This window comes from Cupriavidus taiwanensis (assembly GCF_900249755.1).
Lineage (GTDB): Bacteria > Pseudomonadota > Gammaproteobacteria > Burkholderiales > Burkholderiaceae > Cupriavidus > Cupriavidus taiwanensis_D.
In genome coordinates, this window is record NZ_LT976854.1 from 1,199,116 (window position 1) to 1,220,335 (window position 21,220).

The 21,220-nt window shown below is 69.0% G+C and carries 18 protein-coding genes; 6 read left to right on the forward strand and 12 right to left on the reverse strand.

The genetic code is table 11. The features are described 5' to 3' along the window. The first annotated feature begins 43 nt into the window (after positions 1-43). Positions 44-946: a LysR substrate-binding domain-containing protein gene (locus CBM2594_RS21100; RefSeq protein WP_116359713.1), complete on the forward strand. Its 903-nt coding sequence runs from the start codon at positions 44-46 to the stop codon at positions 944-946. 4 nt (positions 947-950) lie between these two features. On the opposite strand, the gene CBM2594_RS21105 is transcribed toward CBM2594_RS21100, so the two are convergent. After that, positions 951-1,922 (reverse strand): Bug family tripartite tricarboxylate transporter substrate binding protein, encoded by a 972-nt coding sequence (locus tag CBM2594_RS21105; RefSeq protein ID WP_116358721.1) that lies wholly within the window; start codon positions 1,920-1,922, stop codon positions 951-953. A gap of 322 nt (positions 1,923-2,244) precedes the next feature. On the opposite strand from CBM2594_RS21105, the gene CBM2594_RS21110 reads away from it, so the two are divergent. Beyond that, on the forward strand, positions 2,245-2,481 hold the full coding sequence (locus CBM2594_RS21110) for a DUF2795 domain-containing protein (RefSeq protein ID WP_116358722.1): 237 nt from the start codon (positions 2,245-2,247) through the stop codon (positions 2,479-2,481). A gap of 39 nt (positions 2,482-2,520) precedes the next feature. On the opposite strand, the gene CBM2594_RS21115 is transcribed toward CBM2594_RS21110, so the two are convergent. Next, complete coding sequence (locus CBM2594_RS21115) at positions 2,521-2,847, reverse strand: hypothetical protein (protein ID WP_147310441.1); 327 nt, start codon at positions 2,845-2,847, stop codon at positions 2,521-2,523. Positions 2,848-3,273: 426 nt separating this feature from the next. On the opposite strand from CBM2594_RS21115, the gene CBM2594_RS21120 reads away from it, so the two are divergent. Then, on the forward strand, positions 3,274-6,738 hold the full coding sequence (locus CBM2594_RS21120; protein WP_116358724.1) for an adenylate/guanylate cyclase domain-containing protein: 3,465 nt from the start codon (positions 3,274-3,276) through the stop codon (positions 6,736-6,738). Further along, positions 6,735-7,376, forward strand: a complete 642-nt coding sequence (locus tag CBM2594_RS21125) for an HD domain-containing protein (RefSeq protein ID WP_116358725.1) — start codon at positions 6,735-6,737, stop codon at positions 7,374-7,376. Before CBM2594_RS21120 ends, CBM2594_RS21125 begins: the two co-directional genes overlap by 4 nt. On the opposite strand, the gene CBM2594_RS21130 is transcribed toward CBM2594_RS21125, so the two are convergent. The 3 genes from CBM2594_RS21130 to CBM2594_RS21140 all read right to left on the reverse strand — a co-directional run bounded on the left by CBM2594_RS21130 (position 7,357) and on the right by CBM2594_RS21140 (position 11,165). Further along, positions 7,357-8,388, reverse strand: a complete 1,032-nt coding sequence (locus CBM2594_RS21130) for a patatin-like phospholipase family protein (protein ID WP_116358726.1) — start codon at positions 8,386-8,388, stop codon at positions 7,357-7,359. The two genes, CBM2594_RS21125 and CBM2594_RS21130, sit on opposite strands and share 20 nt — an antisense overlap. A 150-nt stretch (positions 8,389-8,538) precedes the next feature. Beyond that, positions 8,539-10,683 carry a xanthine dehydrogenase family protein molybdopterin-binding subunit gene (locus CBM2594_RS21135; protein WP_116358727.1) on the reverse strand — a complete coding sequence of 715 codons (2,145 nt, stop codon included), beginning with the start codon at positions 10,681-10,683 and terminating at the stop codon, positions 8,539-8,541. After that, a complete protein-coding gene (locus tag CBM2594_RS21140; RefSeq protein WP_116358728.1) occupies positions 10,680-11,165 on the reverse strand; it encodes a (2Fe-2S)-binding protein in 486 nt (161 codons plus the stop codon). Before CBM2594_RS21140 ends, CBM2594_RS21135 begins: the two co-directional genes overlap by 4 nt. 122 nt (positions 11,166-11,287) lie before the next feature. Between CBM2594_RS21140 and CBM2594_RS21145 the strand changes: the two genes are divergently transcribed. Continuing rightward, positions 11,288-12,175 carry a LysR substrate-binding domain-containing protein gene (locus CBM2594_RS21145; protein WP_116358729.1) on the forward strand — a complete coding sequence of 296 codons (888 nt, stop codon included), beginning with the start codon at positions 11,288-11,290 and terminating at the stop codon, positions 12,173-12,175. A gap of 302 nt (positions 12,176-12,477) precedes the next feature. Here the strand turns inward: CBM2594_RS21145 and CBM2594_RS21150 are convergent, their stop codons facing one another. The 7 genes from CBM2594_RS21150 to CBM2594_RS21180 form a co-directional block, all read right to left on the reverse strand. Next, positions 12,478-13,968: a M81 family metallopeptidase gene (locus tag CBM2594_RS21150; RefSeq protein ID WP_116358730.1), complete on the reverse strand. Its 1,491-nt coding sequence runs from the start codon at positions 13,966-13,968 to the stop codon at positions 12,478-12,480. Positions 13,969-13,987: 19 nt separating this feature from the next. Next, a complete protein-coding gene (locus tag CBM2594_RS21155) occupies positions 13,988-15,271 on the reverse strand; it encodes a Zn-dependent hydrolase (protein ID WP_116358731.1) in 1,284 nt (427 codons plus the stop codon). Positions 15,272-15,289: 18 nt separating this feature from the next. After that, complete coding sequence (locus CBM2594_RS21160) at positions 15,290-15,994, reverse strand: ABC transporter ATP-binding protein (RefSeq protein WP_116358732.1); 705 nt, start codon at positions 15,992-15,994, stop codon at positions 15,290-15,292. Next, positions 15,991-16,767 carry an ABC transporter ATP-binding protein gene (locus CBM2594_RS21165; protein ID WP_116358733.1) on the reverse strand — a complete coding sequence of 259 codons (777 nt, stop codon included), beginning with the start codon at positions 16,765-16,767 and terminating at the stop codon, positions 15,991-15,993. Before CBM2594_RS21165 ends, CBM2594_RS21160 begins: the two co-directional genes overlap by 4 nt. Continuing rightward, positions 16,764-17,759 carry a branched-chain amino acid ABC transporter permease gene (locus CBM2594_RS21170; protein WP_116359714.1) on the reverse strand — a complete coding sequence of 332 codons (996 nt, stop codon included), beginning with the start codon at positions 17,757-17,759 and terminating at the stop codon, positions 16,764-16,766. Before CBM2594_RS21170 ends, CBM2594_RS21165 begins: the two co-directional genes overlap by 4 nt. After that, positions 17,759-18,616 carry a branched-chain amino acid ABC transporter permease gene (locus tag CBM2594_RS21175; protein WP_116358734.1) on the reverse strand — a complete coding sequence of 286 codons (858 nt, stop codon included), beginning with the start codon at positions 18,614-18,616 and terminating at the stop codon, positions 17,759-17,761. Before CBM2594_RS21175 ends, CBM2594_RS21170 begins: the two co-directional genes overlap by 1 nt. 111 nt (positions 18,617-18,727) lie before the next feature. Next, positions 18,728-19,930 (reverse strand): ABC transporter substrate-binding protein, encoded by a 1,203-nt coding sequence (locus CBM2594_RS21180; RefSeq protein WP_116358735.1) that lies wholly within the window; start codon positions 19,928-19,930, stop codon positions 18,728-18,730. 423 nt (positions 19,931-20,353) lie between these two features. Here CBM2594_RS21180 and CBM2594_RS21185 point away from each other — a divergent pair, with 423 nt between their 5' ends. After that, positions 20,354-21,187 (forward strand): FadR/GntR family transcriptional regulator, encoded by an 834-nt coding sequence (locus tag CBM2594_RS21185; protein WP_116358736.1) that lies wholly within the window; start codon positions 20,354-20,356, stop codon positions 21,185-21,187. Positions 21,188-21,220 lie beyond the last annotated feature (33 nt).

The window sequence follows — 21,220 nt, forward strand, 5'->3', positions numbered from 1 at the left end:
GCCGGCGGTCTATCATGGCGGCATCTCCGGCCCGGACGCCCCCATGCGCATTTCCCCGCTCCCGCCCCTGCCCAACCTGGTCGCCTTTGAAGCCGCGATGCGGCACGGCAGCTTTACCCGCGCCGCGGCCGAACTGCACCTGACGCAGAGCGCGATCAGCCGCCAGGTGGCGCAGCTGGAACGCTTCCTGGGGCGCAAGCTGTTTATCCGCGAGCCGCGCGCGCTGCGCCTGACCGTCAGCGGGCAACGCTATGCCGAGGTGGTGCAGCGCCTGCTGGTCGGCTGCGCCGAGGCCACCGAAGACGTGATGAAGGTGCGCAGCCACACCGCGCTGACGGTGGCGTGCTCCAGCGGCGTCGCGGTGCTGTGGCTGACGCCGCGGCTGGCGTCGTTCCGCGCCGCCCACCCCGAGATCCAGCTGCGCCTGACCGTCAACGACAGCCTGTCGGCGCTGTCGCCGGCGGAGTTCGACATCGGCCTGTACTACCTGCGCGAAGGACCGCCGCCCGGGCTGGCCGCGCGCCGGTTGTACGGCGAGGAAGTGTTCCCGGTCTGCACGCCGGGCTATCTCGGCGGGCGCACGCTGGCGCCGTCCGACCTGGCCGGCGAGACCCTGCTGATGCTCGACGACGGCCAGCGCCAGTGGATGTCGTGGCAGACCTGGCTGGCCCACCAGGGACTGCCCGATGCCACGCCGCGCAACGTGCTGACCTCGAACCAGTATCCGATCCTGCTGCAGCTGGCCATGGAAGGCCAGGGCATCGCGCTCGGCTGGCGCCACATGATCGACGCCTGCCTGCGCGACGGCCTGCTGGTGCGCGCCTGCGACGCCAGCGCCAGCCTGGGCGGCGGCTACTACGCGGTATGGCCGCGCGACCGCATGGAACCGGCCGCGGCGCGCGCCTTCCGCAACTGGCTGGTGCGGCAGGCGACGGCCGCCTCGTGAAGGCTCAGGAGCCCGCCTTGTAGTTGGTGTCCTTGACGATCTTCGCCCACCTTGCCGCGTCCTCGGCAATGACCGCGGCGAACTGTTCCGGGGTGCCGCCCATCACGTCATAGTCGATCGCGGCCAGCCGTTGCTTGATGTCGGGCTGCGCCAGGATGCGGTTCATTTCCTGGTTCAGCCGCGTGACGATTTCCTTCGGCGTGCCGGCCGGCGCCAGCAGTCCGGCCCACGAGTTGAACGCCATGCCGTCGAAACCGGCTTCCTGCATGGTCGGCACGTCCGGCAGCGCGGGCGAGCGCTTGGACGCGAACACCGCCAGCGGGCGCAGCTTGCCGGCCTTGATCATCGCCATGCCGTTGAACGGGTCGATGGTCATGTCGACCTCGCCCGCGACCACCGCCTGCATCTGCGGGCCGGTGCCGCGGTACGACACGCTGACCACGTCGGGAGTGCCCGCCGCGCTCTTGAAGGTGGCCCCGATCAGCTCGATCATGCTGCTGCCGGCCGACAGGCTCAGCGGTCGGGATTTCGCCTTGGCCAGCGCCACGAACTCCTGCACGGTCCTGGCCGGGACCGACGGGTGCACCACCATCACGAAGCCGATATTGCTGATCTGCGAGATCGGCGCGAAGCTCTTCAGCGGCTCATAGCCGGCCTTGTACAGCACCGGGCTGAGCGTCTGCGCGCCGGCCGAGTTGAGCAGCAGCGTATAGCCGTCGGGCGCCGCGCGCGCCACCACGTCGGTGCCGATGATGCCGTTGGCGCCGGGACGGTTCTCCACCACCACCGACTGCTTCAGCGCCTCGCCCAGCTTCTGCGAGATCAGCCGCGCCACCACGTCGGTGGCGCCGCCGGGGGCGAATGGCACCACCATGCGGATCGGCTTGCTGGGGTAGGTATCGCTCCAGGCCAGCGCGGGCATGGCGCCCAGCACGGCGGCGCACAGCATCAGGCGGCGGCGCAGGTTTGGTTTCATCGGGGGTGTCTCCTGAATGGCGGTGGTTGGAAGCAGGGCCGGCAGCTAGGGTGGCGCCTGCCATTATTCATAGTTATGAATTTAATTTTACGCACATAAACTTTACCGTCAATTCAGGGTATATGCGGACAGCGCAGGCGGTGAAGTGCTGCGTGGAAGACGCAGCAACGGCGGGAGGCGGATTTTCGCCATGGCATATGCCTTGCGTTTGCTGGACGTCAGGAAATCAGAGCGCAGCGCTTGCGCTGGGTCTGGAGCATGCGCCGTTGATTCCGGAGCGGAACCATCGCACGCATTCGACGCAATTCACAGGAGATCAGCCATGGCAAATGACAAGCGTCCGCACGGCAATCCGCGCATGGATCGATGGGATCCGGCCGCCCTTGATCAGGCGCTGCGCGGGCTGGACTATCCCGCAACGCGTGGCGCGTTGGTTTCTACCGCGCGCGACAACAACGCGGATGACGCGATCGTGGATGCCCTGCTGGGCATACCCGAGCGGAACTACCAGGATGCCGCCGAAGTATCGGCAGCCGTTGCGCGGCACCTTGGCAAGTAGCGGCGACCACCCTGCTTGCCACGGCCCCTGCGCTGGATGTCAGCGTCGGTCGTGGTACAGCGGATCCAGATCGTGGCGGAACAGCTTGCGCAGCGGAACGGGATACTGGAATGCCAGCACGGGCTCCAGCGCGTCCCGCTGCTGCCGGAACACCTCGAACAGGCGGCGCCTGCCGCCGCTGTCCCAGCCAAAGACATAGACGTAGGCGCTGCCCCGCCATACCAGCGTTTCGGCGCCGAACGGCGGACCCACGTCGGCAAGCGGGCAATAGCGGGCACAAAGCGCCAGCGCAGCCTGTTCCGGCCCGGTGGGCGCGGGCTTCGCGTCTGTTTCAAACGGCACGCCCAGACCGGGGGCGAGCGACAAAGGGGGACCGTTGGGGTGTAAAGGGGGACCGTTGGGGTGTGCAGGCGCAAGGCGGTGAACTGGCGACTGGTGGGCAGGCACGGTCTCACTCCTTTTTCTTTTGATAGTTCGATATCGAGCGCTACCGGCAGCGGCCGATCAAACGCGAATGATTCGCGCTATCGCTTCGCGGCTCTCCTAAAAGAAAGCGCCCGCGGGTTGGACCTGGCGGGCGGGCTTTCCTGGGTGCGGACGGGCGCATTTCGGACAGGGCCGATATTGCCCTGCTATGTCGGTGGCAGCATATCCCCCTAAAGCACTACGGCGGCCGCGGCGCAGCCCCGCCACATCCGACCCGCCTTGCCACCTCCCGCTATCCCGCCTGTAATAGGCTTAGGTACCGACACATAGGTACCGTCAAGCTGGCAACGACGGCCGGGAGGCGACATGCGCTGCAGCCAATGCGGCTTCGGCAACCTTGCTGGCGCCAACTTCTGTGAGGCGTGCGGGGCGCGGCTTGTCCGCGTCTGCCCGCAATGCGGGGCCGAGGCCACCGCTGCAGCGCGGTTCTGCCGCGTCTGCGGCGTCGGCCTGCCGGACGCGCCCGCCGCGGCAGGGCCCGCCGCGCCGCGCCAGGACAGCCCGGCGCCGGTCCACTACACCCCGCCGCACCTTGCCGGGCGCATCCTGGCCGAGCAGGCGGCGATGGAAGCCCGCGGCGAGACCGCCGGCGAGCGCAAGACCATCACCGCGCTGTTTGCCGACATGGCCGGTTCCACCGCGCTGACCCAGGACCTGGACCCGGAGGACGCGCGCCGGCTGATCGATCCGGTGGTGACGCTGATGATGGAGGCGGTCCACCACTACGAGGGCTATGTCGCCAAGTTTCTGGGCGACGGCATCCTGGCGCTGTTCGGCGCGCCCATCGCGCACGAGGACCACGCGCTGCGCGCGCTGTACGCCGCGCTGCGGATGCAGGATGCAATGCACCGGCACAGCGACCGCGTGCGCCTGGAGCAAGGCATTCCGCTGCAGGTGCGCATCGGCATCCATACCGGCGAAGTGGTGGTGCGTTCGATCCGCAAGGACGACCTGCACACCGACTACGATCCGGTCGGGCGTACCATCCATATCGCCTCGCGCATGGAGGGCATTGCCACGCCGGCGTCGATCCTGGTGAGCGAGTCGACCCACAAGCTGACCGAAGGCTATTTCGAGTTCACGGCGCTGGGCACCACCAGCGTGAAGGGCGTGCGCGAGCCGCTGGCGGTGTACGAGGTGATCGGCCCCGGGGCCTTGCGCACGCGGCTGCAGGTGGCCGCGCATCGCGGCCTGGCGCGCTTTGTCGGGCGCCAGGACGAGCTTGCGCACCTGAACGCGGCGCTGGAGCAGGCCAAGTCCGGCCATGGGCGCATCGTCGCGGTGGTCGGCGAGGCCGGCGTCGGCAAGTCGCGGCTGTTCCATGAATTCAAGGTCAGGTCGCAGCAGGGCTGCCTGGCGCTGGAGACGTTCTCGGTGTCGCACGGCAAGGCCTTTGCCTACCTGCCGCTGATCGAGATGCTGAAGAACTATTTCCAGATCACCGCGCACGACGGCGACCGCGCCTGCCGCGAGAAGGTGACCGGCAGGCTGCTGACGCTGGACCGCTCGCTGGAAGAGCACCTGCCCTACCTGCTCTACCTGCTCGGCGTGGTCGAGCCCGACTCGCCGCTGCCGACCATGGACCCGGCGCTGCGGCGCCAGCGCACCTTCGACGCGATTGCGCGGCTGCTGGTCCGCGAAAGCCAGAACCAGCCGCTGGAGGTCATCTTCGAGGACCTGCAATGGCTGGACGGCGAGACCGAGGCCTTCCTCAACATGCTGGTCGACCATGTGCCCGGCGCGCGCATCGTGCTGCTGGTGAACTACCGGCCGGAGTACAGCCATCGCTGGGACGCCGGCGGTTATTACTCGCAACTGCGGCTGCAGCCGCTGGGACAGGCCGAGGCGCAGGAACTGCTGACCGCGCTGCTCGGCGACGATCCCAGCCTGGTACCGCTGAAGCGGCTGATCCTCGACAAGACCGAAGGCAATCCCTTCTTCATGGAGGAAGTGGTCCAGACCCTGGCCGAGGAAGGCGCGCTGCTGGGCCAGCCCGGCAGCTACCGCATCGAGAAGGCGCCGACGCTGCTGCACATCCCCACCACCGTGCAGGGGGTGCTGGCCGCCCGTATCGACCGGCTGCCGCTGGCGCAGAAAGAACTGCTGCAGACCCTCGCCGTGATCGGCAAGGAGTTTCCGCTGGGCCTGGTGCTGCGCGTCACCGGCCTGCCGGAAGCGCGGCTCCATCCGCTGCTGCGCGACCTGCAGAGCGCCGATTTCATCTACGAACGCCCGGCCTTCCCCGAAGTGGAGTACGCCTTCAAGCACGCGCTGACCCAGGAGGTGGCCGGCAGCTCGCTGCTGACCGAGCGCCGCAGCGCGCTGCATGAAAGCTCCGCGCAGGCGATCGAGGCGATGTTCCACGGCCGGCTCAAGGACTATTGCAGCGAACTGGCCCACCACTACAGCCACAGCGGCAACGTGCCGAAGGCGGTCGAGTACCTGCACTGCGCCGGCCAGCAGGCGCTGCAGCGTTCCGCGCAGGAGGAAGCGATCCGGCATCTCAGCGAGGCCATCAGCCTGCTCAAGCGCCAGCCCGACAGCACCGAGCGCGCGCGCCTGGAGCTGACGCTGCTGCTGACGCTGGGGCCCGCGCTGATCGCGGCGCGCGGCCAGGCCTCGCCGGAAGTCGAGGCGAATTACCGGCGCGCGATGTCGCTGTGCGAGCAAGGCCGGCAGACGCCCTATGTGTTCTCGGCGCAGCTGGGCATGTGGGCGTTCTACCAGCTGCGCGCGCAATACCAGGTGTCGCTGCCGCTGGCCCGGCGCCTGCTGGCGCTTGCCACCGAGTCGCAAAAGCCCAAGCAGCTCGCCGAAGGCCATCGCGCGCTGGGCGCCACGCTGTTCCGCCTGGGCCTGCTGGAAGAGGCGCGCGCGCATATGGAGGCGGTGCTGGCCGTGCCGCACCCCGAGCATTCCGCCTACGACTTCCTGACTGGCTACGGCCGCGACCCGATGGTCCATGCCACCAGCACGCTGGCGTGGATCCTGTGGTACCAGGGCTTTGCCGACCAGGCCCTGGCGCGCAGCCGCGAGGCGCTGGCGCTGGCCCGCGCGCGCCCGGATGCGTACAACCTGGCGCTGTGCCTCGTGTTTGCCGCGGAACAGTACCGGTGGCGCCGGGATCCCGCGCAGGCCAGGGAGTATGCGGAAGCCGCCATTGCCATTTCCTGCGAGCAGGGCTTCCCGATCTACCTGGCATGGGGCACCGTGCTGCAGGGCTGGGCGTTGTCCGAGCAGGGCAGCCACGAGGAAGGCATCGCGCTGATGCGGCGCGGCCTGGCCGCCTACGAGGCCACCGGCGGCGAGCTCGGCATGCCGAACCTGCTGGCGATGCTGGCGCAGGCCTGCGGCAAGGCCGGCCAGCCGGCCGCGGCGCTGGATGTGCTGACGCGCGCGCAGGCCATGGTGGAAGAGACCGGCGAACGGCTCGATGAAGCCGCGGTCTGCCGGCTGCGGGGCGACATGCTGCTGCAGCTGGCCGGACCGGATGCCGGCGCCGCCGTCATCCATGAAGCCGAGGCCTGCTACCAGCACGCGCTGGCGGTTGCGCACGGCCAGGGTGCCAGGCCGCTGGAACTGCTGGCCGCGCTCAGCCTGGCCCGGCTGTGGCAGCGGCAGGGCAAGGGCGACGCCGCGCGCGAGATGCTGGCGCGCGTGCACGGCAGCTTCAGCGAGGGCACCGATAGCGCCGACTGGCTGCAGGCACAGGCACTGCTTGCCGAACTCGCGGGGCACCCGGCCCGCGACACGGGCCCCGCGCGCGCATGAGCACCGCCCCCGCCTGCCCGCTGCAGGAGCGCTTTGTCGCGCTCTGGACCCTGGCGGGCGGCACCCGCGCGGCGGATGCGTATGCCGACCTGGCGCGCTGCTACAGCGAGCCGGCGCGGCACTACCATACGCTGGACCATGTGCGCCGCTGCCTGCAGGACCTCGACTGGGCCCGCAGCGCGATACCGGATGCCGCCGACGTCGAACTGGCGCTGTGGTGCCATGACGTCATCTACGTGCCCGGCGCCGCCGACAACGAAGCGCGCAGCGCCGCGTGGCTGCGGCACTGGTCGGCCGGCACCGTCACCGCCGCCGGGCGCGTTGCCGCGCTGATCCTGGAAACCACGCACGCCGACGTGCCGGCCAGCCTGGCCGGGCGCTTCACCGCCGACATCGACCTGGCCGCGCTGGGATACAGCCGCGCGCGCTTCGAGGACAACGGCGCGCGCCTGCGCGCCGAGCGCACCGACCTGGACGATGCCGCCTACGACGCCGCCGAGCGGGCCTTCCTGCAGCGCCTGCTGGACAGTCCCCGCATCTATGCCACCGACCTGTTCCAGTCGCGCTATGAGGCGCAGGCGCGCGCCAACCTGGCGTGGCGGCTGGCGCAGCCGGCGCCTACAGGAATTCGCCGGTGATATCGACGCTCGAGCGCTGGCCCACGCAGTCATAGTTGCGCTCCAGCCAGGCGCTGGCGGCTTCCCGGCCCTTGTCGCGCAGCGCGCACAGGAAGTCCCAGTCGGCGTTGTACTTGGTCGAGACACCGAGCGCGGCCATGGTCTCGTCCGAGCGGATCGAATGGATCCACATCTCCTTCATCTCGTTGCGGTCGATCTTGCCTTGCTGGATCAGCGTGGTGACGAAGCCGATCGCGCGCATCTCGCGCATCAGCGACGAGTTGAAGCTGACCTCGTTGACGCGGTTCAGGATCTCCGCCGCCGTGGTCGGCACGCCGCGGCGCACGATCGGGTTGATGTGGACGATCACGACATCGTGGGTCTGGCAGTGATAGATCAGCGGAAAGATCGCCGGGTTGCCGACATAGCCGCCGTCCCAGTAGTGCTGGCCGTCGATGCGGACCGCCTGGAACAGCGTCGGCACGCAGGCCGAGGCCAGCACCGCGTCGACGCTCAGGTCTTCCTGCGCAAAGATGCGGATGCGGCTGGTCTCGATATTGGTCGCGCACAGGTACAGCCGGATCGGGCAACGCTCGCGCAGCGCCGCGAAATCCACCTGGCCGAGCAGCACGTCGCGCAGCGGGTTGGCATTGCCGGGATTGAACTGGTAGGGCGACAGCAGCCGCAGCGTGATGTCGGCCATCGCGTACAGCGGGGAATGGTTCAGCCCCAGCGTATGGCTGCCCTTGAACCACGGCAGCCAGCGCAACGGGTTGAAGCGCTGCGCCGAGTGGGCGATGCCCTGCCAGAAGTCATGCAGCGCCTGGCGCGCGCCTGCGCTGCCGCCCTGCATCAGGCCATAAGCCAGCACCGTGCCGTTCATGGCGCCGGCGCTGGTGGCGCTGACGCCTTCGATCTGCAGCCGGCCATCCTCCAGCAGGCGGTCCAGCACGCCCCAGGTGAAGGCGCCATGCATGCCGCCGCCTTGCAAGGCCAGCGCCACGGGCTTGGCTTGGACAGGCGCGGGCGACATAGGTGTTTTCCCTTCGGTGGCGGCAAGGCGCCATGATCCAGTGTAGGGAAGAACCGGGCTGGCAGCGTAGGTTGGCGTGCGCGGCATGACACACAGCGCCGCGCCGGCGACCGTGGCAGCGGCATCACTTGCGCACGCGCCGGCGCCCGGCTACGCCAGCTCGAACCCATGCCGCGCCAGCGGCAGCGAGCGGATACGCTGGCCGGTGGCGGCAAACAGCGCATTGGCCAGCGCCGGCGCCAGCGTCGGCACCGCCGATTCGCCCACGCCGCCGATGCGCTCGCCGCCGGGCGCCAGCACTGCCTCGAAGCGCGGCGTCTGGGCCAGCCGCAACAGCGGGTAGTCGTGGAAGTTGGATTGCTGCACGCGTCCGTCGGCAATGGTGATCGCGCCCGACAGCGCCGCGCTCAGGCCCCAGATGCTGGCGCCTTCGAGCTGGCGCTCGACCGTGGCGGGGTTGATCACGGTGCCGCAGTCGATGGCATTGACGATGCGGTGCAGCGTGATGCGCTGGCCCTGCACCGACAGCTCCACCACCGTGGCGCACAGCGATCCCCACGCCTGCGACAGCGCCACGCCGTGGAAGCGCCCGGCCGGCGCGTGGCCCCAGCCGACGTGCTGCGCCAGGCGCTGCAGCAGGCGCGCCGGACGCGGACGGTCGGCCAGCAGGCGCAGCCGGAACTGCAGCGGATCGGCGCCGGCGTGATGGGCCAGCTCATCGATGAAGCTCTCGGCGAAGAACGCGTTCTGCGTATAGCCCACGCCGCGCCAGAAGCCGACCGGCACGGCGGTATTGACCATGGCGTGGCGCACGGACAGATGGGGCAGCGCGTAAGGCAGGTCCACCACCCCTTCGACCGACTTGGGGTCGACCCCGCCCTTGACCCGGTCCGGGAAGTTGCGGACATAGATCGACGAGCAGGCCAGGCGCGCCTCCAGCGCGCGGATGCCGGCCGCGTCCGGCGCCAGCACCGCGCTGAAGCGCGCCGCCGCCGCCGGGCGGTAGAAATCATGCTGGATGTCTTCCTCGCGCGACCAGATCAGCTTGACCGGCTGACCCGCGGCCTTCGACGCCAGTGCGGCCTGGACAAAAACATCGAACTCCTCGCGCCGGCCAAAGCCGCCGCCGACGAAGGTCCCATGCACAACGATGCGTTCGGCGGGCAGGCCCAGCACGCCCGACAGCCGCTGCGCGATCTCGCCGCAAACCTGGGTCGGGCCCCAGATCTCGGCGCGGTCGGCGCGCACGTCGGCGGTGGCGTTCATCGGCTCCATGGTGGCGTGCGCGAGGTACGGCACTTCGTATTCAGCGGTGTAGGCCTGCGCGCCTTGCATCTGCGCTTCCGCATCGCCGTGGCGCAGCGCCACCGACGAAGCGCCGCGCGCGGCGTCGCGGTAGCCGGCCATCAGCGCCGCGTCGCCAACCGGTTCGCCCGGCGGCAGCTGCCAGTCGGGCCGCAGCGCGGCCAGGCCCTTGCGCGCGGTCCAGTAGCTGTCGGCCAGCACCACCACGGCATCGTCCAGCGGCACCACGCGCCGCACCCCGCGCAGCGCCAGCGCCGGCCGCGCATCGACCCGGCGCAGCCTGCCGCCGAAGGCCGGGCACGCCATCACCGACCCCACCAGCATGCGCGGCACCTTGACGTCGACGCCGAATACCGCCGCGCCGCAAGTCTTCAGCGGAATATCGAGCCGGTCCGTCGGGCGGCCCAGCAGCTTCCAGTCGCGCGGGTCCTTCAGCGTGACGCTGGACGGGCGCGGCAGCGTGGCCGCGCGCGCGGCGAGCGCACCGTAGCCCAGCGCACGCCCGCTGGCCTCATGCCGCACCACGCCCTGCACCGCGCGGCACTGCGCCACCGGTACGCCCCAGCCTTGCGCGGCGGCCTCGCGCAGCATCTCGCGCGCGGTGGCGCCGATGCGGCGCAGCGGCTCGAACGACCACCGCGCCGAGGTGCTGCTGGCGGTCGCCTGCACCTTGAACATGCGGTTGTTGTAGACCGGGTCGGTCGGCGCCAGTTCGGCGCGCACCTGGCGCCAGTCGCAGTCGAGTTCTTCGGCAATCAGCATCGGGGCGGAAGTCATCACGCCCTGGCCCAGCTCGGCCGACGGCACCATGATGGTCACGCCGCCGTCGGCATCGATGCGCAGCCACGCGTTGATGTCGTCCGGGTCGCGCGCGGGCGCGCTGGCGTCGGCGGCCTTCGCCAGCGGCAGGTGGAAGCCCAGCACCAGCGCCGCGGGCACGGCGCCGGCGGCCTGCAGGAAACGGCGGCGGCTTGCGTGCGGATGGCTCACGATGACGCCCTCCCCTTGGGATCGCCCGCGTTCTGCGCGGTGGCCGCGCGCAGGATGGCGCGCTCGATGCGCGGGTAGGTGCCGCAGCGGCACAGGTTGGTGATGCCGGCGCGGATATCCTCCGGCCGCGGCGACGGGTTGTCCTTCAGCCAGGCGCACGCGGCCATGATCATGCCCGACTGGCAATAGCCGCACTGCGGCACCTGCTCGGCAATCCACGCGCGCTGGACCGGGTGCGAATTGTCGGCCGACAATCCTTCGATGGTAGTAATGTCGGCACGCGCGACGGTGCCGACAGGCGTGATGCAGGCGCGCACGGCCTTGCCGTCGACATGCACGGTGCAGGCCCCGCACAGGCCGGCCCCGCAGCCGAACTTGGTGCCGGTATAGCCGAGGTAATCGCGCAGCACCCACAGCAGGGGCATGTCGCGTTCGGCATCGACGGCGTGGCGCTTGCCGTTGATCTTCAACTGCAGTTTCATGGGGGTCTCCTCGTTGCGCACCGGCTTCGCAGCGGCCGGTTCGGTGCGGGCCAGTATCGGCCGCGCGGCATGGCAGGACAATCGACTTGTTTTGCCATCACCTGTGAGGCAAGATCACAGCCATGATCCGCAGGCTCCCTTCGATGCAAGTGCTGCAGGCCTTTGCCGCCACCGCGCGCACGGGCAGCATGACGCGCGCCGCCGATGCCCTGTGCGTGACGCATGGCGCAATCAGCCGGCATATCCGTGCGCTGGAGTCACAGCTTGGCTGCACCCTGTTCCTGCGCGCCGGCCGGCAACTGGAGCTGACCGCCGCCGGCCGCGAACTCGCCGACGACCTCGACCGCGCGCTGCGCGCGGTGGAGCTGTCGCTGGCCGGCGCGGCCGAGCGGCGCGCGCGCGAACGGCAGTCGCTGCATGTCAATGTCAGTCCCGAACTGGCCGCCGCGTGGCTGGTGCCCCGGCTGCCGCAACTGCGCGAGGCGCTGCCCGGCCTGGACCTGTCCATCGCCGCCAGCACCGAGGACCCCGACTTTGCCCGGTCGGACCTGGACGTCAGCCTGCGCTACGGGCCCGCGCCCTTTACCGGCTACCAGTGCCTGAAGCTGCTGGACGACGACATCATCGCGGTGTGCAGCCCCGCCTTCGCCCAGCGGCACGCCGGCATGACCGCGGCCGACGCTGCGCACCTGGCGCGGCTGCGGCACGCACGCTTCCGCTGGTCGCAGTGGGGGGCTGCGGCGGGGGTGGTACTGGATGAGCCGGAAGACGGCATCGTGTTCGACTGCCGCGCGCTGCTGATCGAAGCGGCGGCCAGTGGCATGGGGCTCGCGCTGACGCGTGCGTTGCTGGCGCGCGAGGCCATCGCCGCGGGGCGGCTGGTGCAGCCGCTGGCGGCCAGCTTTCCTGCCAGCCATAACTGCTACATCGTCTGGCGCGGGGATAATCCCAAGCAGGGGTTGATACGGCGGTTTGCGCAGTGGGTGCGGGAGGCGGCGGTGCGGGGGTGAGCAAGGCTGTCTGCCTGGAGTGGCTCCCGCTTGTTTTGCTCCCCTCTCCCGCTTGCGGGAGAGGGGCCGGGGGTGAGGGCCGGCGGTGGCAATTGCGACAGCCTTCACTTCGTATGACGCTCCCCGCCCTCACCCCAACCCTCTCCCGCAAGCGGGAGAGGGAGTACCCAAGCGCGAATTGGAAAGCTCGAGGCAATGATGCCGCTGCCGGTTTTCTCCCCTCTCCCGCTTGCGGGAGAGGGGCCGGGGGAGAGGGCCGGCGCATCAACGAAGTCAACCGCATCCCCCCGTACAAACCGCCCTCACCCCTGCCACACAGCCACATCATCCAACGGATAAACCGGCCTGCTCACCTTCCGAAACGGAAACCGCTCATACCGCGAACTGGTGACCCCTTCCCCATCGCACTCCACCACCGCCCTGGCGATCGGCACGAACACCGGCCGGCAGTACATGCGCGACTTCAGCAGCAGGAACCTGGCCCGATGCGGATCGATGCCGATATGGGTGAAGATGCCCAGGTCCCAGTGCTCTTGCGGGGTCTCGGTCACGATCACCTGCGCCGCGCCGATATCGAGCAAGGCGGTGCGCCCCATGCGGATGCGCTGCCCGGTGTAGGTCGGCCCGGTGATGGTGTACTCGCCGTCGCTGATCGCCGCGACCTTGCCGGTCAGCGGCCTGCTTTCCGGATAGATCTCCAGCTGCGGCAACGCCACCTTGTCGCCGACCGGCAGCGTGATGCTGGCGCCGACGCCGGCATCCACCAGCGCTGCCACCGCCTCCGGGTCGCACACCGGCCCGACCGCGATGCCGGTCAGTCCCTGCGCCAGCGCCTCGTGCAGCACCGCCATGTTGTCGCAGGTGCCGCCGGACATGCAGTTGTCGCCATGGTCGAGCAGCAGCACCGGTCCGCTTGCCGCGCCGTCGGAGCTATCCGCAAGCTGCGCGGCGCGCGCGATCGAGCTGGCCAGCGGCTCCGCGTGGTAGGCAAAGCCATCGCGCTCGGCCCACGCTTGCGCGGCGATCCGGCTGGCGACCTCGTCGGCCCTGGCCGGGTCGCCGTCGCTGACCACGATCACGCTCAGGCAGGGCGCGGCGATATCGGCCAGGCCGAAGCCCGCCAGCACCGATACTGCCAGCATGCCGTCCCGTTCGGCCTCGCGCGCCAGGGCCACGGCGCGCTGCATGGCGCCTTCGTCGGTACGGCTGCGCAGCGTGTGCGTGATCAGCGGCGGGCGCCGCCACGCCATCACCGGGCGCACGCGCCCGGTAACCATGTCCAGCAGCAGCCGTCCCGCGTGTGCGCCGGTTTCATACATGTCCACGTGCGGATAGGTCTTGAAGCTGACCGCGATGTCGGCATGGTCAACCAGCGTCTGCGTGATATTGCCGTGCAGGTCCAGCGCGACCGCGACCGGCGCATGCGGCAGCACGGTGCGCAGGCGCCGCAGCAGGTCGCCTTCGCCGTCATCGCTGTTCTCGGCCACCATTGCGCCATGCAGGTCGAGCATCACCGCATCGCAGCCTTCGGCGGCGGCGATGATGGTGTCGCACAGGTGCGTGTAGGCATCGGCGGCGACGCGGCCGCTCGGGTTGGCCGCGGCGATCACCGGCACCACGATCTCGGCGCCGGCGGCCTCGGCAAGGTCGATGAAGGCGGCCGCCGCGGTGCGGGTGCCCCTGGCGGCGCGACAGGCGGCGTCGCCATAAGTCGGCGTGAACGCAGCCAGCGGCGTCGGCACCGGTGAAAAGGTATTGGTCTCGTGATTGAGCCGGGCAATGAGGATCTTCATCGGGCAGTCCGTTCCAGTGTCATGGCCGCGTGGCGGCGCCGAGCATGGCGTGCAGCAGCACGTTGCAGCCGGCTTCCAGGTGCTCGGGCCGCGCGTCTTCGATTTCGTTGTGGCTGATGCCGTCCTTGCACGGCACGAAAATCATCGCCGCCGGGGCGACGCGGGCCAGGTAGACCGCGTCATGGCCGGCGCCGCTGATCACGTCCATGGCGGAATGGCCGAGCCGCTTCGCGCCGCTGCGCACCGCCTCGACCAGCCGCGCATCGAACGGCTGCGGCGGGAAGTACACCACCTGCCGCAGGTCGATGTCGATGCCGCTGCGCGCCGCCAGTGCCGCAACCTGCGCGCGCAGCGCGGCGTCCATCGCCGACAGCACGGTGTCGTCGCCGGCGCGCAGGTCCACCGTCATCGCCACCTTGCCGGGAATGACGTTGCGCGAATCGGGATGCACGGCCAGGCAACCCACCGTGCCGCGGCCGTGCGGGGGATGATCGAGCGCGATGCGGTTGACCATGGCCACCAGCTCCGAAGCCGCCAGCAGCGCATCCTTGCGCAGCGCCATCGGCGTGGGCCCCGCATGCGCTTCCATCCCGGTCAGCACCACGTCGTACCAGCGCTGGCCGAGCGCGCCGCTGACCACGCCGATGGTGGTGTCGTTGGCCTCCAGCACCGGCCCTTGCTCGATATGCGCTTCAAAGTAGGCGCCGACCGCACGCCCGCCGACCGGCTCCGGCCCGGCATAGCCGATGGCCTGCAGCGCCTGCCCGACGCTGATGCCATCGCGGTCGCGCTGCTGCAGCACGTCCGCCAGCTCGAACTCGCCGACGAACGCGCCCGAGCCCATCATCACCGGCACGAAGCGCGAGCCTTCCTCGTTGGTCCAGACCGCGACCTCGAGCGGGGCATCGGTGACGATGCCGGCATCAGCCAGCGTGCGCAGCACCTCGATGCCCGCGAACACGCCGTAGTTGCCGTCGAACTTGCCGCCGGTGGGCTGCGTGTCGATATGGCTGCCGGTCATCACCGGCGGCAGGGCATCATCGCGCCCGGCGCGGCGCGCGAAGAGATTGCCGAGGGCATCGACGCGGATGGTGCATCCGGCCGCCGTGGCCTCGGCGATAAAGAAGTCGCGGCCCTGGCGGTCCAGCTCGGTCAGCGCCAGCCGGCATACGCCGCCCTTGGGCGTGGCGCCGATGGCGGCCAGGCGCATCAGGGTGTCCCACAGGCGCTGGCCATCGATGCGCAGGTCAGTGCGCGCGCCGGCAGCGGCCGCTGCCGCGCGCGCAGCTTGCAAAGTCGTCATGTCATTCCTCATCTCGGTTCAGGCCGCCAGGCCGACGCCCAGATAGCGGTCCTTGACCGCCTCATCGGCACGGAACGCGTCGTTGCTGCCGCTGTAGACCACCCTGCCCTGCTCGATGATCACGTGGCGGTCGGCCAGCTGCGTGCACACCTCGAGGTTCTGCTCGACCAGCAGGATCGGCACGCCCGCCGCCTTGATCATCCTGAGCTGCGCCACGATCTCTTCCACGATCACCGGGGCCAGCCCTTCGACCGGCTCGTCGAGCATCAGCAGGCGCGGGTGATTCATCATGGCGCGCCCGATCGCGAGCATCTGCTGTTCGCCGCCGGACAGCTGCGCGCCGCCGTTGCCGCGCCGCTCGCGCAGGCGCGGGAAGATGCGGTAGATGTCCTGCAGCTGCCACGGCGAATCGCGGCGCGCGGCCAGCTTGAGGTTTTCTTCCACCGTCAGCAGCCTGAAGATGCCGCGGTGCTCGGGCACCAGGCACAGGCCTTCGGCGGCAATCCGGTGCGGCGCCATGCCGGCAACGTCCTTGCCGCGGAACATGACGCGCCCGCCGCGCGGCGAAACCACGCCGGCGATGGCCTTGAGCGTGGTCGACTTGCCAGCGCCGTTTCGACCCAGCAGCGTCACCAGTTCGCCTTCGCCGACCGCCAGCGACACGCCTTGCAGCACATGGCTCTTGCCGTAGTAGCCGTGCACCTCTTGTACGTCGAGCATCATCCCTTGCCTCCGGTAATCATGTTGCCGAGATAGGCCGCGCGCACGCGCGGGTCGCCGCGCACCGCCGCGGGCGGCCCTTCCATCAGCACCTTGCCTTGCTGCATCACGGTGACGGTGTCCGAGATATCCATGACGATGTCCATGTTGTGCTCGATCAGCACGACGGTGTGGTCCTGCGCCAGCCCGCGGATCAGCCGCTTCATCGCGCCCAGGTCATCGACGCCCATGCCCGAGGTGGGCTCGTCCAGGAAGATCGCGCGCGGCCGCGCGGCCAGCGCCATGCCGACCTCCAGGCGCCGCTGCTGGCCGTGCGACAGCGCTCCCGCGGCGCTGTCGGCAACGCGCGTCAGTTCCAGGCGCTCCAGCACCTGGTCGACCACCTCGCCGCAGGCCAGTTCGCCCACCGGCAAGCGCCATGCGCTCATGGCCTTGCGCGGCGACGTGCCCAGCGCGGCCAGGCGCAGGTTCTCGCGCACCGCCAGGTTCGGGAACAGGCTGGTGACCTGGAACGAACGCGCAATGCCGCGCTGCACGCGCTGGTAATCGGCTTCCGCCGTGACGTCCTTGCCGTCGAAGACGATGCGGCCGGCGCTGACTTCCTTGGTGCCGGTCAGCATGTGGAACAGCGTGGTCTTGCCGGCGCCGTTGGGGCCGATCACCGAATGGATCGTGCCCGGCATCACGCGCAGGTCGACGCCGCCCAGCGCCATGAACTTGCCGTACTGCTTGACGATGCCCGTGGCTTCAAGAATCGGGGTGGTGGCGGTGCTCATGCGCGTTCCTCCTGCGTGACTGGCGCGCGGCGCAGGCCGCGCAGACGCTCCCATACCGTGGCCCCAAGTCCCCACAGCCCGCGCTGCATGAACAGGCTGACCGCGATCAGCAGGAAGCCGAGCAGCATCAGCCAGCGCGGCCACAGCGTCGACAGCCAGTCCGCCAGCAGCACATAGAAAGCGGCGCCCAGCACCGACGCGAAGATATTGCCGGTGCCGCCGATCACGGTCATCACCAGGATCATCTCGCTGGCGTGGTAGTCGATATTGGTCAGCGGCGCGATGCCGGTCAGCATGGCGTGCAGCGCGCCGGCCAGCCCGGTGACCGCGCCGGAAACCATGAAGGCCAGCAGCTTGAACGCCTTGACGTTGTAGCCGACCGCCAGCGCGCGCTCCTCGTTGTCGCGGATCGCCAGCAGCGTGCGGCCCAGCACGGACCCGGTCACGCGCAGCACCGCCAGGAACACCGCCAGGAACAGCACCGCGACAAAGCCATAGAACTGCCATGGCGACGCCAGCGGCACCAGCGCATGCCCCGCCACGGACAGCGGCGGACGCGGGATGTCGAGCAGGCCGTTGTCGCCGCCGGTGATGCCGGGCGCGGTATAGGCGAGGAAGTAGAACATCTGCGCGAACGCCAGCGTCAGCATCACGAAGTAGGTGCCGCGCTGGCGGATCGCAAACCAGCCCACCAGCGCCGCGGCGGCCGCGCCGATCGCGATCGCCAGCAGCAGCGCCAGCGGCATCGGCAGGCTGGCGCGCGTCAGCGCCAGCCCCACCGCATAGCTGCCCAGCCCGAAGAAGATGCCCTGGCCGAACGACAGCAGGCCGGTGTAGCCGAGCAGCAGGTTGCACGCCATCGCAGCCATCGCGTAGATCAGCACTTCGGTGGCGAGCGTGCCGGAGCGCATGGTCAGCGGCAGCAGCAGCGTGACGCCGAGTGCCAGCCACCAGAAGCGGTAGCGCAAGAGCCATTGTCTTTGCATAGCCATCATCCCCTCCCCAGCAAGCCATGCGGACGCAGCAGCAACACCGCGGCCATGGCGACATAGATCATCAGCCGCGCGCCTTCGGGCCACAGCGTGCTCATCAGGCTCTGCACCACTCCCACCAGCAGGCCGCCCACCAGCGCGCCGGTGAAGCTGCCCATGCCCCCCACCACGACCACGATAAAGGCCACGCCCAGCGCCTCGACCCCCATGAACGGCTCGGCGCCGCGGATCGGCGCGGCCAGCACGCCGGCGATCGCCGCGGTGGCGGCGCCCAGCGCGAACATCAGGCTGAACAGGCGGAACACGTTGATGCCGAGCAGCGACACCATCTCGGTCGATTCGCTGCCCGCTCGCACCGCGCTGCCCAGCCGCGTGCCTTCCAGCAGCCACCACAGGGCGAGGGCCAGCAGGCCGGCAAAGCCGATCACGAACAGCCGGTACTTGGGATAGATAAAGTCGCCCCACATCACCACGCCCTGCAGCGCGTCCGGCGGCGGCACGTCAACGCCGAGCGGCCCCCAGCCGACGATGATGAGTTCCTGGATCGCCAGCGCCAGGCCCACCGTGACCAGGATGTGGAACTCGTGCGGCTGCGCATAGACGTGGCGCAGCATGAGCTTCTCGGTCAGCCAGGCCAGCGCGCCGATGATGACCGGCGCCAGCACCAGCGCCATCCAGAAGTTCATGCCGAACTGCAGCGCCTGGAAGCAAAGGTAGGCACCCAGCGCATAGAACGCGCCATGCGCGAAATTGACGAAGCGCAACAGGCCGAACACGATCGACAGCCCTACCGCCAGCAGGAAGTAGAGCATGCCTATGCCGACGCCGTTGATCACCTGCAACAGATAGACGTTCATGAGTCGTACGGATGTAGGAAGCCGCCACGCCGCGCGAGCCCGCGCGGCCTGGTGCTTCGGTGTGCTTCAGTGTGTGAATCGCCGGGGCGTCAGCCCGGTAATGTCAGCGCGTCAGGCCATCTTGCACTGGGTCTGGTCGACCGGCAGGAAGGCCTTGCCGACGCTGACGATCTCGGCGTAGTCGTCCTTGTCCTTCATGCGCGCCTTGGCCTTGCCCTTGAGCAGGTAGTAGTTCTTCAGCACCTGGTGGTCGGCGGCGCGGATTTCCTCCGGCCCGGTCAGGCCCTCGTACTTCATGCCTTCGAGCGCGGCGATTACGGCCTTCGGGTCGGCGCTGCCGGCCTTGATCATGCCGTCCAGCATGATCTTGGTGCAGATGTACGAGCCCGCCAGGCTGTAGTTGGGATTGGCCTTGAACTTGTCGTGGCTGCGCTTGACCAGCTCGCGGTTCAGCGGCGTATCCACGCCGTGCCAGTACTGCGCGCCGAAATAAACGCCTTCGCACAGGTCGGCGCCGAGCGATTCGAATTGCTCCAGTCCCGAAGCCCATGCCAGCAGGATGGTGGTGTTCTTCTTCATGCCGAAGCTGACGGCCTGGCGCAGCGTATCGGCGGACTGCGAGCCGAAGTTCAGGATCAGCAGCACGTCGGGCTTGGCCGCCAGCGCATTGGTCAGGTAGCCGCTGAATTCCTTCTCGGTCAGGGCGTGGTAGCTGTTGCCGACGTGCTCGATGCCCTTCTCCTTGAAGATCGCCTTCGCCGCCGACAGCAGCCCGTCGCCGAACACGTATTGAGGCGTGATGGTGTACCAGCGTTTCGCCTTGGGCATCGATTCGATCAGCGGCCGCACGGTGCGCTCGATCGCGCCGAAGGTCGGCACCGACCAGCGGAACGTGGCGCGGTTGCAGTCCTTGCCGGTGATCTCGTCGGCCCCGGCGGTGGTGACGAACACGCCGCCGAATTTTTCCGCCTCCTTGCCCATCGCCAGCGATTCGGACGACAGGATGCCGCCGGCGAAATAGCGCGCCGCCTTCTGCTGCGCCAGCTCCTGCACCTTGCGCACCGCGGTGGCGGGCTTGCCTTCTGTGTCGAGCACGCTGTAGCGCAGCGGCCGGCCCAGCACCTGGCCGTACTGGTCGACGGCGAGCCGCATGCCCAGGTCGGCGAATTTGCCGTTGGCGGCGAAGGCGCCCGACATCGGCACCGGGCAGCCGAATTCCAGTGCCTCGCCCGCGGCAAGGGCGCTGCGGCCATGGATCAGGGAGGTGGGGACGGCGGACAGCGCCGCCAGTTTCAGCAGGTCACGACGATTCAAGGCTCACTCCTCGTTATGTGGGGATCGGGCTGCACGGGGCGAAAGTCTGGCCAACGCCTTGGGCTGGCGCTGCACCGTCTCCCCGACATGCTGGTGACTTTCGCCCGGCGCCGACACTGCCCGAGCAAGAATCGAACCTGTTTATTCTATTTATACGTATAAATAGAATAGAATCATCTTAGGAGTCGGCCGGAAGCGTTGTCAACAAAGGGAAGATCAGGGTTTACGCACCCTCTTCGCGGACCGCGGGGGGATGCCTTGCATGGCGGCGACGGCGGGACAATGCGGTGCCGCAGCGGTGCGCGAACGGTCCGCATGCACGAAGACGGGGCAAGCCAGCGGCGCCCGCAGACCGCAGCCGCGCGTGGCTAGAATGCAAGCGCTCAAGCCTGGATGGCCCGGGCGCATGACAAGGAAAGAGCAATGGCGACGTTTCGGGAAGGCAAGACCGGGGCCTTCGAGATCCGCAAGCAGAAGCGCGCGGACCTGGTGGCGGAAGAACTCAAGCGGCTGATCACGCAGCGCAACCTGCGCCCGGGCGACAAGCTGCCGCACGAGGTCAAGCTGCAGCAGATGTTCTCGGTCAGCAAGAGCACCATCCGCGAGGCACTCAAGTCGCTGGAGGTGCAGGGCCTGATCCGGGTCAGCACCGGGCCGGCAGGCGGCGGCACGATTGTCGAAGTGCCGCTGGACCGCACCTTCCAGCTGATGCAGAACTACCTGTTCTTCAAGGACGTCGGCATTGCAGACGTCTATACCGTGCGGCGGCTGCTGGAGCCGGAGCTTGCCGCCGGCGCGGTGCCGCATCTCACCGACGACGATTTCAGGGCGCTGGAACGCACCATCGACCTGTGCGACCCGGCCTCGGCCGCCGCCGCGACGCCGCTGCTGGACCAGCGCCAGGAAGACCTGACCTTCCACGACATCCTGGCCGCGGCCAATCCCAACCCGATGCTGCGGTTCTCATGCGAGCTGATCAACGAGATGATTCGCCAGCTGGTGGTGTTCGGCAACGACACCCCGGCCTGCGAGCATGAAAAATTCGGCGCGGCCAACGTCAAGTTCCACAAGCGCATCGTCGAGGCCGCACGCCAGCGCGACGCCGAGACAGTACGCGCGCTGATGTCGGCGCATATGGAGGAGTGCACCCATTACGTCACGCGCATGAACGGCCGGGTCCACGGCCGCCTGGTGCTCGACTCCGAAATGCCGCGGCGCGGCCGGATGCTGCCGGCAGGCGAGGACGAGTCCGATTGAGTCGATTGAGTCGATCGAGCCGGAACCGGCTCG

Bases quoted from the DNA above. Each gene is read 5' to 3' on its own strand.
- CBM2594_RS21160 (WP_116358732.1), bottom strand. From the start codon at position 15,994: ATGATGCTCGACGTACAAGAGGTGCACGGCTACTACGGCAAGAGCCAT.
- CBM2594_RS21155 (WP_116358731.1), bottom strand. From the start codon at position 15,271: ATGACGACTTTGCAAGCTGCGCGCGCGGCAGCGGCCGCTGCCGGCGCG.
- CBM2594_RS21110 (WP_116358722.1), top strand. From the start codon at position 2,245: ATGGCAAATGACAAGCGTCCGCACGGCAATCCGCGCATGGATCGATGG.
- CBM2594_RS21170 (WP_116359714.1), bottom strand. From the start codon at position 17,759: ATGGCTATGCAAAGACAATGGCTCTTGCGCTACCGCTTCTGGTGGCTG.
- CBM2594_RS21100 (WP_116359713.1), top strand. From the start codon at position 44: ATGCGCATTTCCCCGCTCCCGCCCCTGCCCAACCTGGTCGCCTTTGAA.
- CBM2594_RS21130 (WP_116358726.1), bottom strand. From the start codon at position 8,388: ATGTCGCCCGCGCCTGTCCAAGCCAAGCCCGTGGCGCTGGCCTTGCAA.
- CBM2594_RS21185 (WP_116358736.1), top strand. From the start codon at position 20,354: ATGGCGACGTTTCGGGAAGGCAAGACCGGGGCCTTCGAGATCCGCAAG.
- CBM2594_RS21125 (WP_116358725.1), top strand. From the start codon at position 6,735: ATGAGCACCGCCCCCGCCTGCCCGCTGCAGGAGCGCTTTGTCGCGCTC.
- CBM2594_RS21145 (WP_116358729.1), top strand. From the start codon at position 11,288: ATGATCCGCAGGCTCCCTTCGATGCAAGTGCTGCAGGCCTTTGCCGCC.
- CBM2594_RS21105 (WP_116358721.1), bottom strand. From the start codon at position 1,922: ATGAAACCAAACCTGCGCCGCCGCCTGATGCTGTGCGCCGCCGTGCTG.
- CBM2594_RS21150 (WP_116358730.1), bottom strand. From the start codon at position 13,968: ATGAAGATCCTCATTGCCCGGCTCAATCACGAGACCAATACCTTTTCA.
- CBM2594_RS21120 (WP_116358724.1), top strand. From the start codon at position 3,274: ATGCGCTGCAGCCAATGCGGCTTCGGCAACCTTGCTGGCGCCAACTTC.
- CBM2594_RS21175 (WP_116358734.1), bottom strand. From the start codon at position 18,616: ATGAACGTCTATCTGTTGCAGGTGATCAACGGCGTCGGCATAGGCATG.
- CBM2594_RS21140 (WP_116358728.1), bottom strand. From the start codon at position 11,165: ATGAAACTGCAGTTGAAGATCAACGGCAAGCGCCACGCCGTCGATGCC.
- CBM2594_RS21165 (WP_116358733.1), bottom strand. From the start codon at position 16,767: ATGAGCACCGCCACCACCCCGATTCTTGAAGCCACGGGCATCGTCAAG.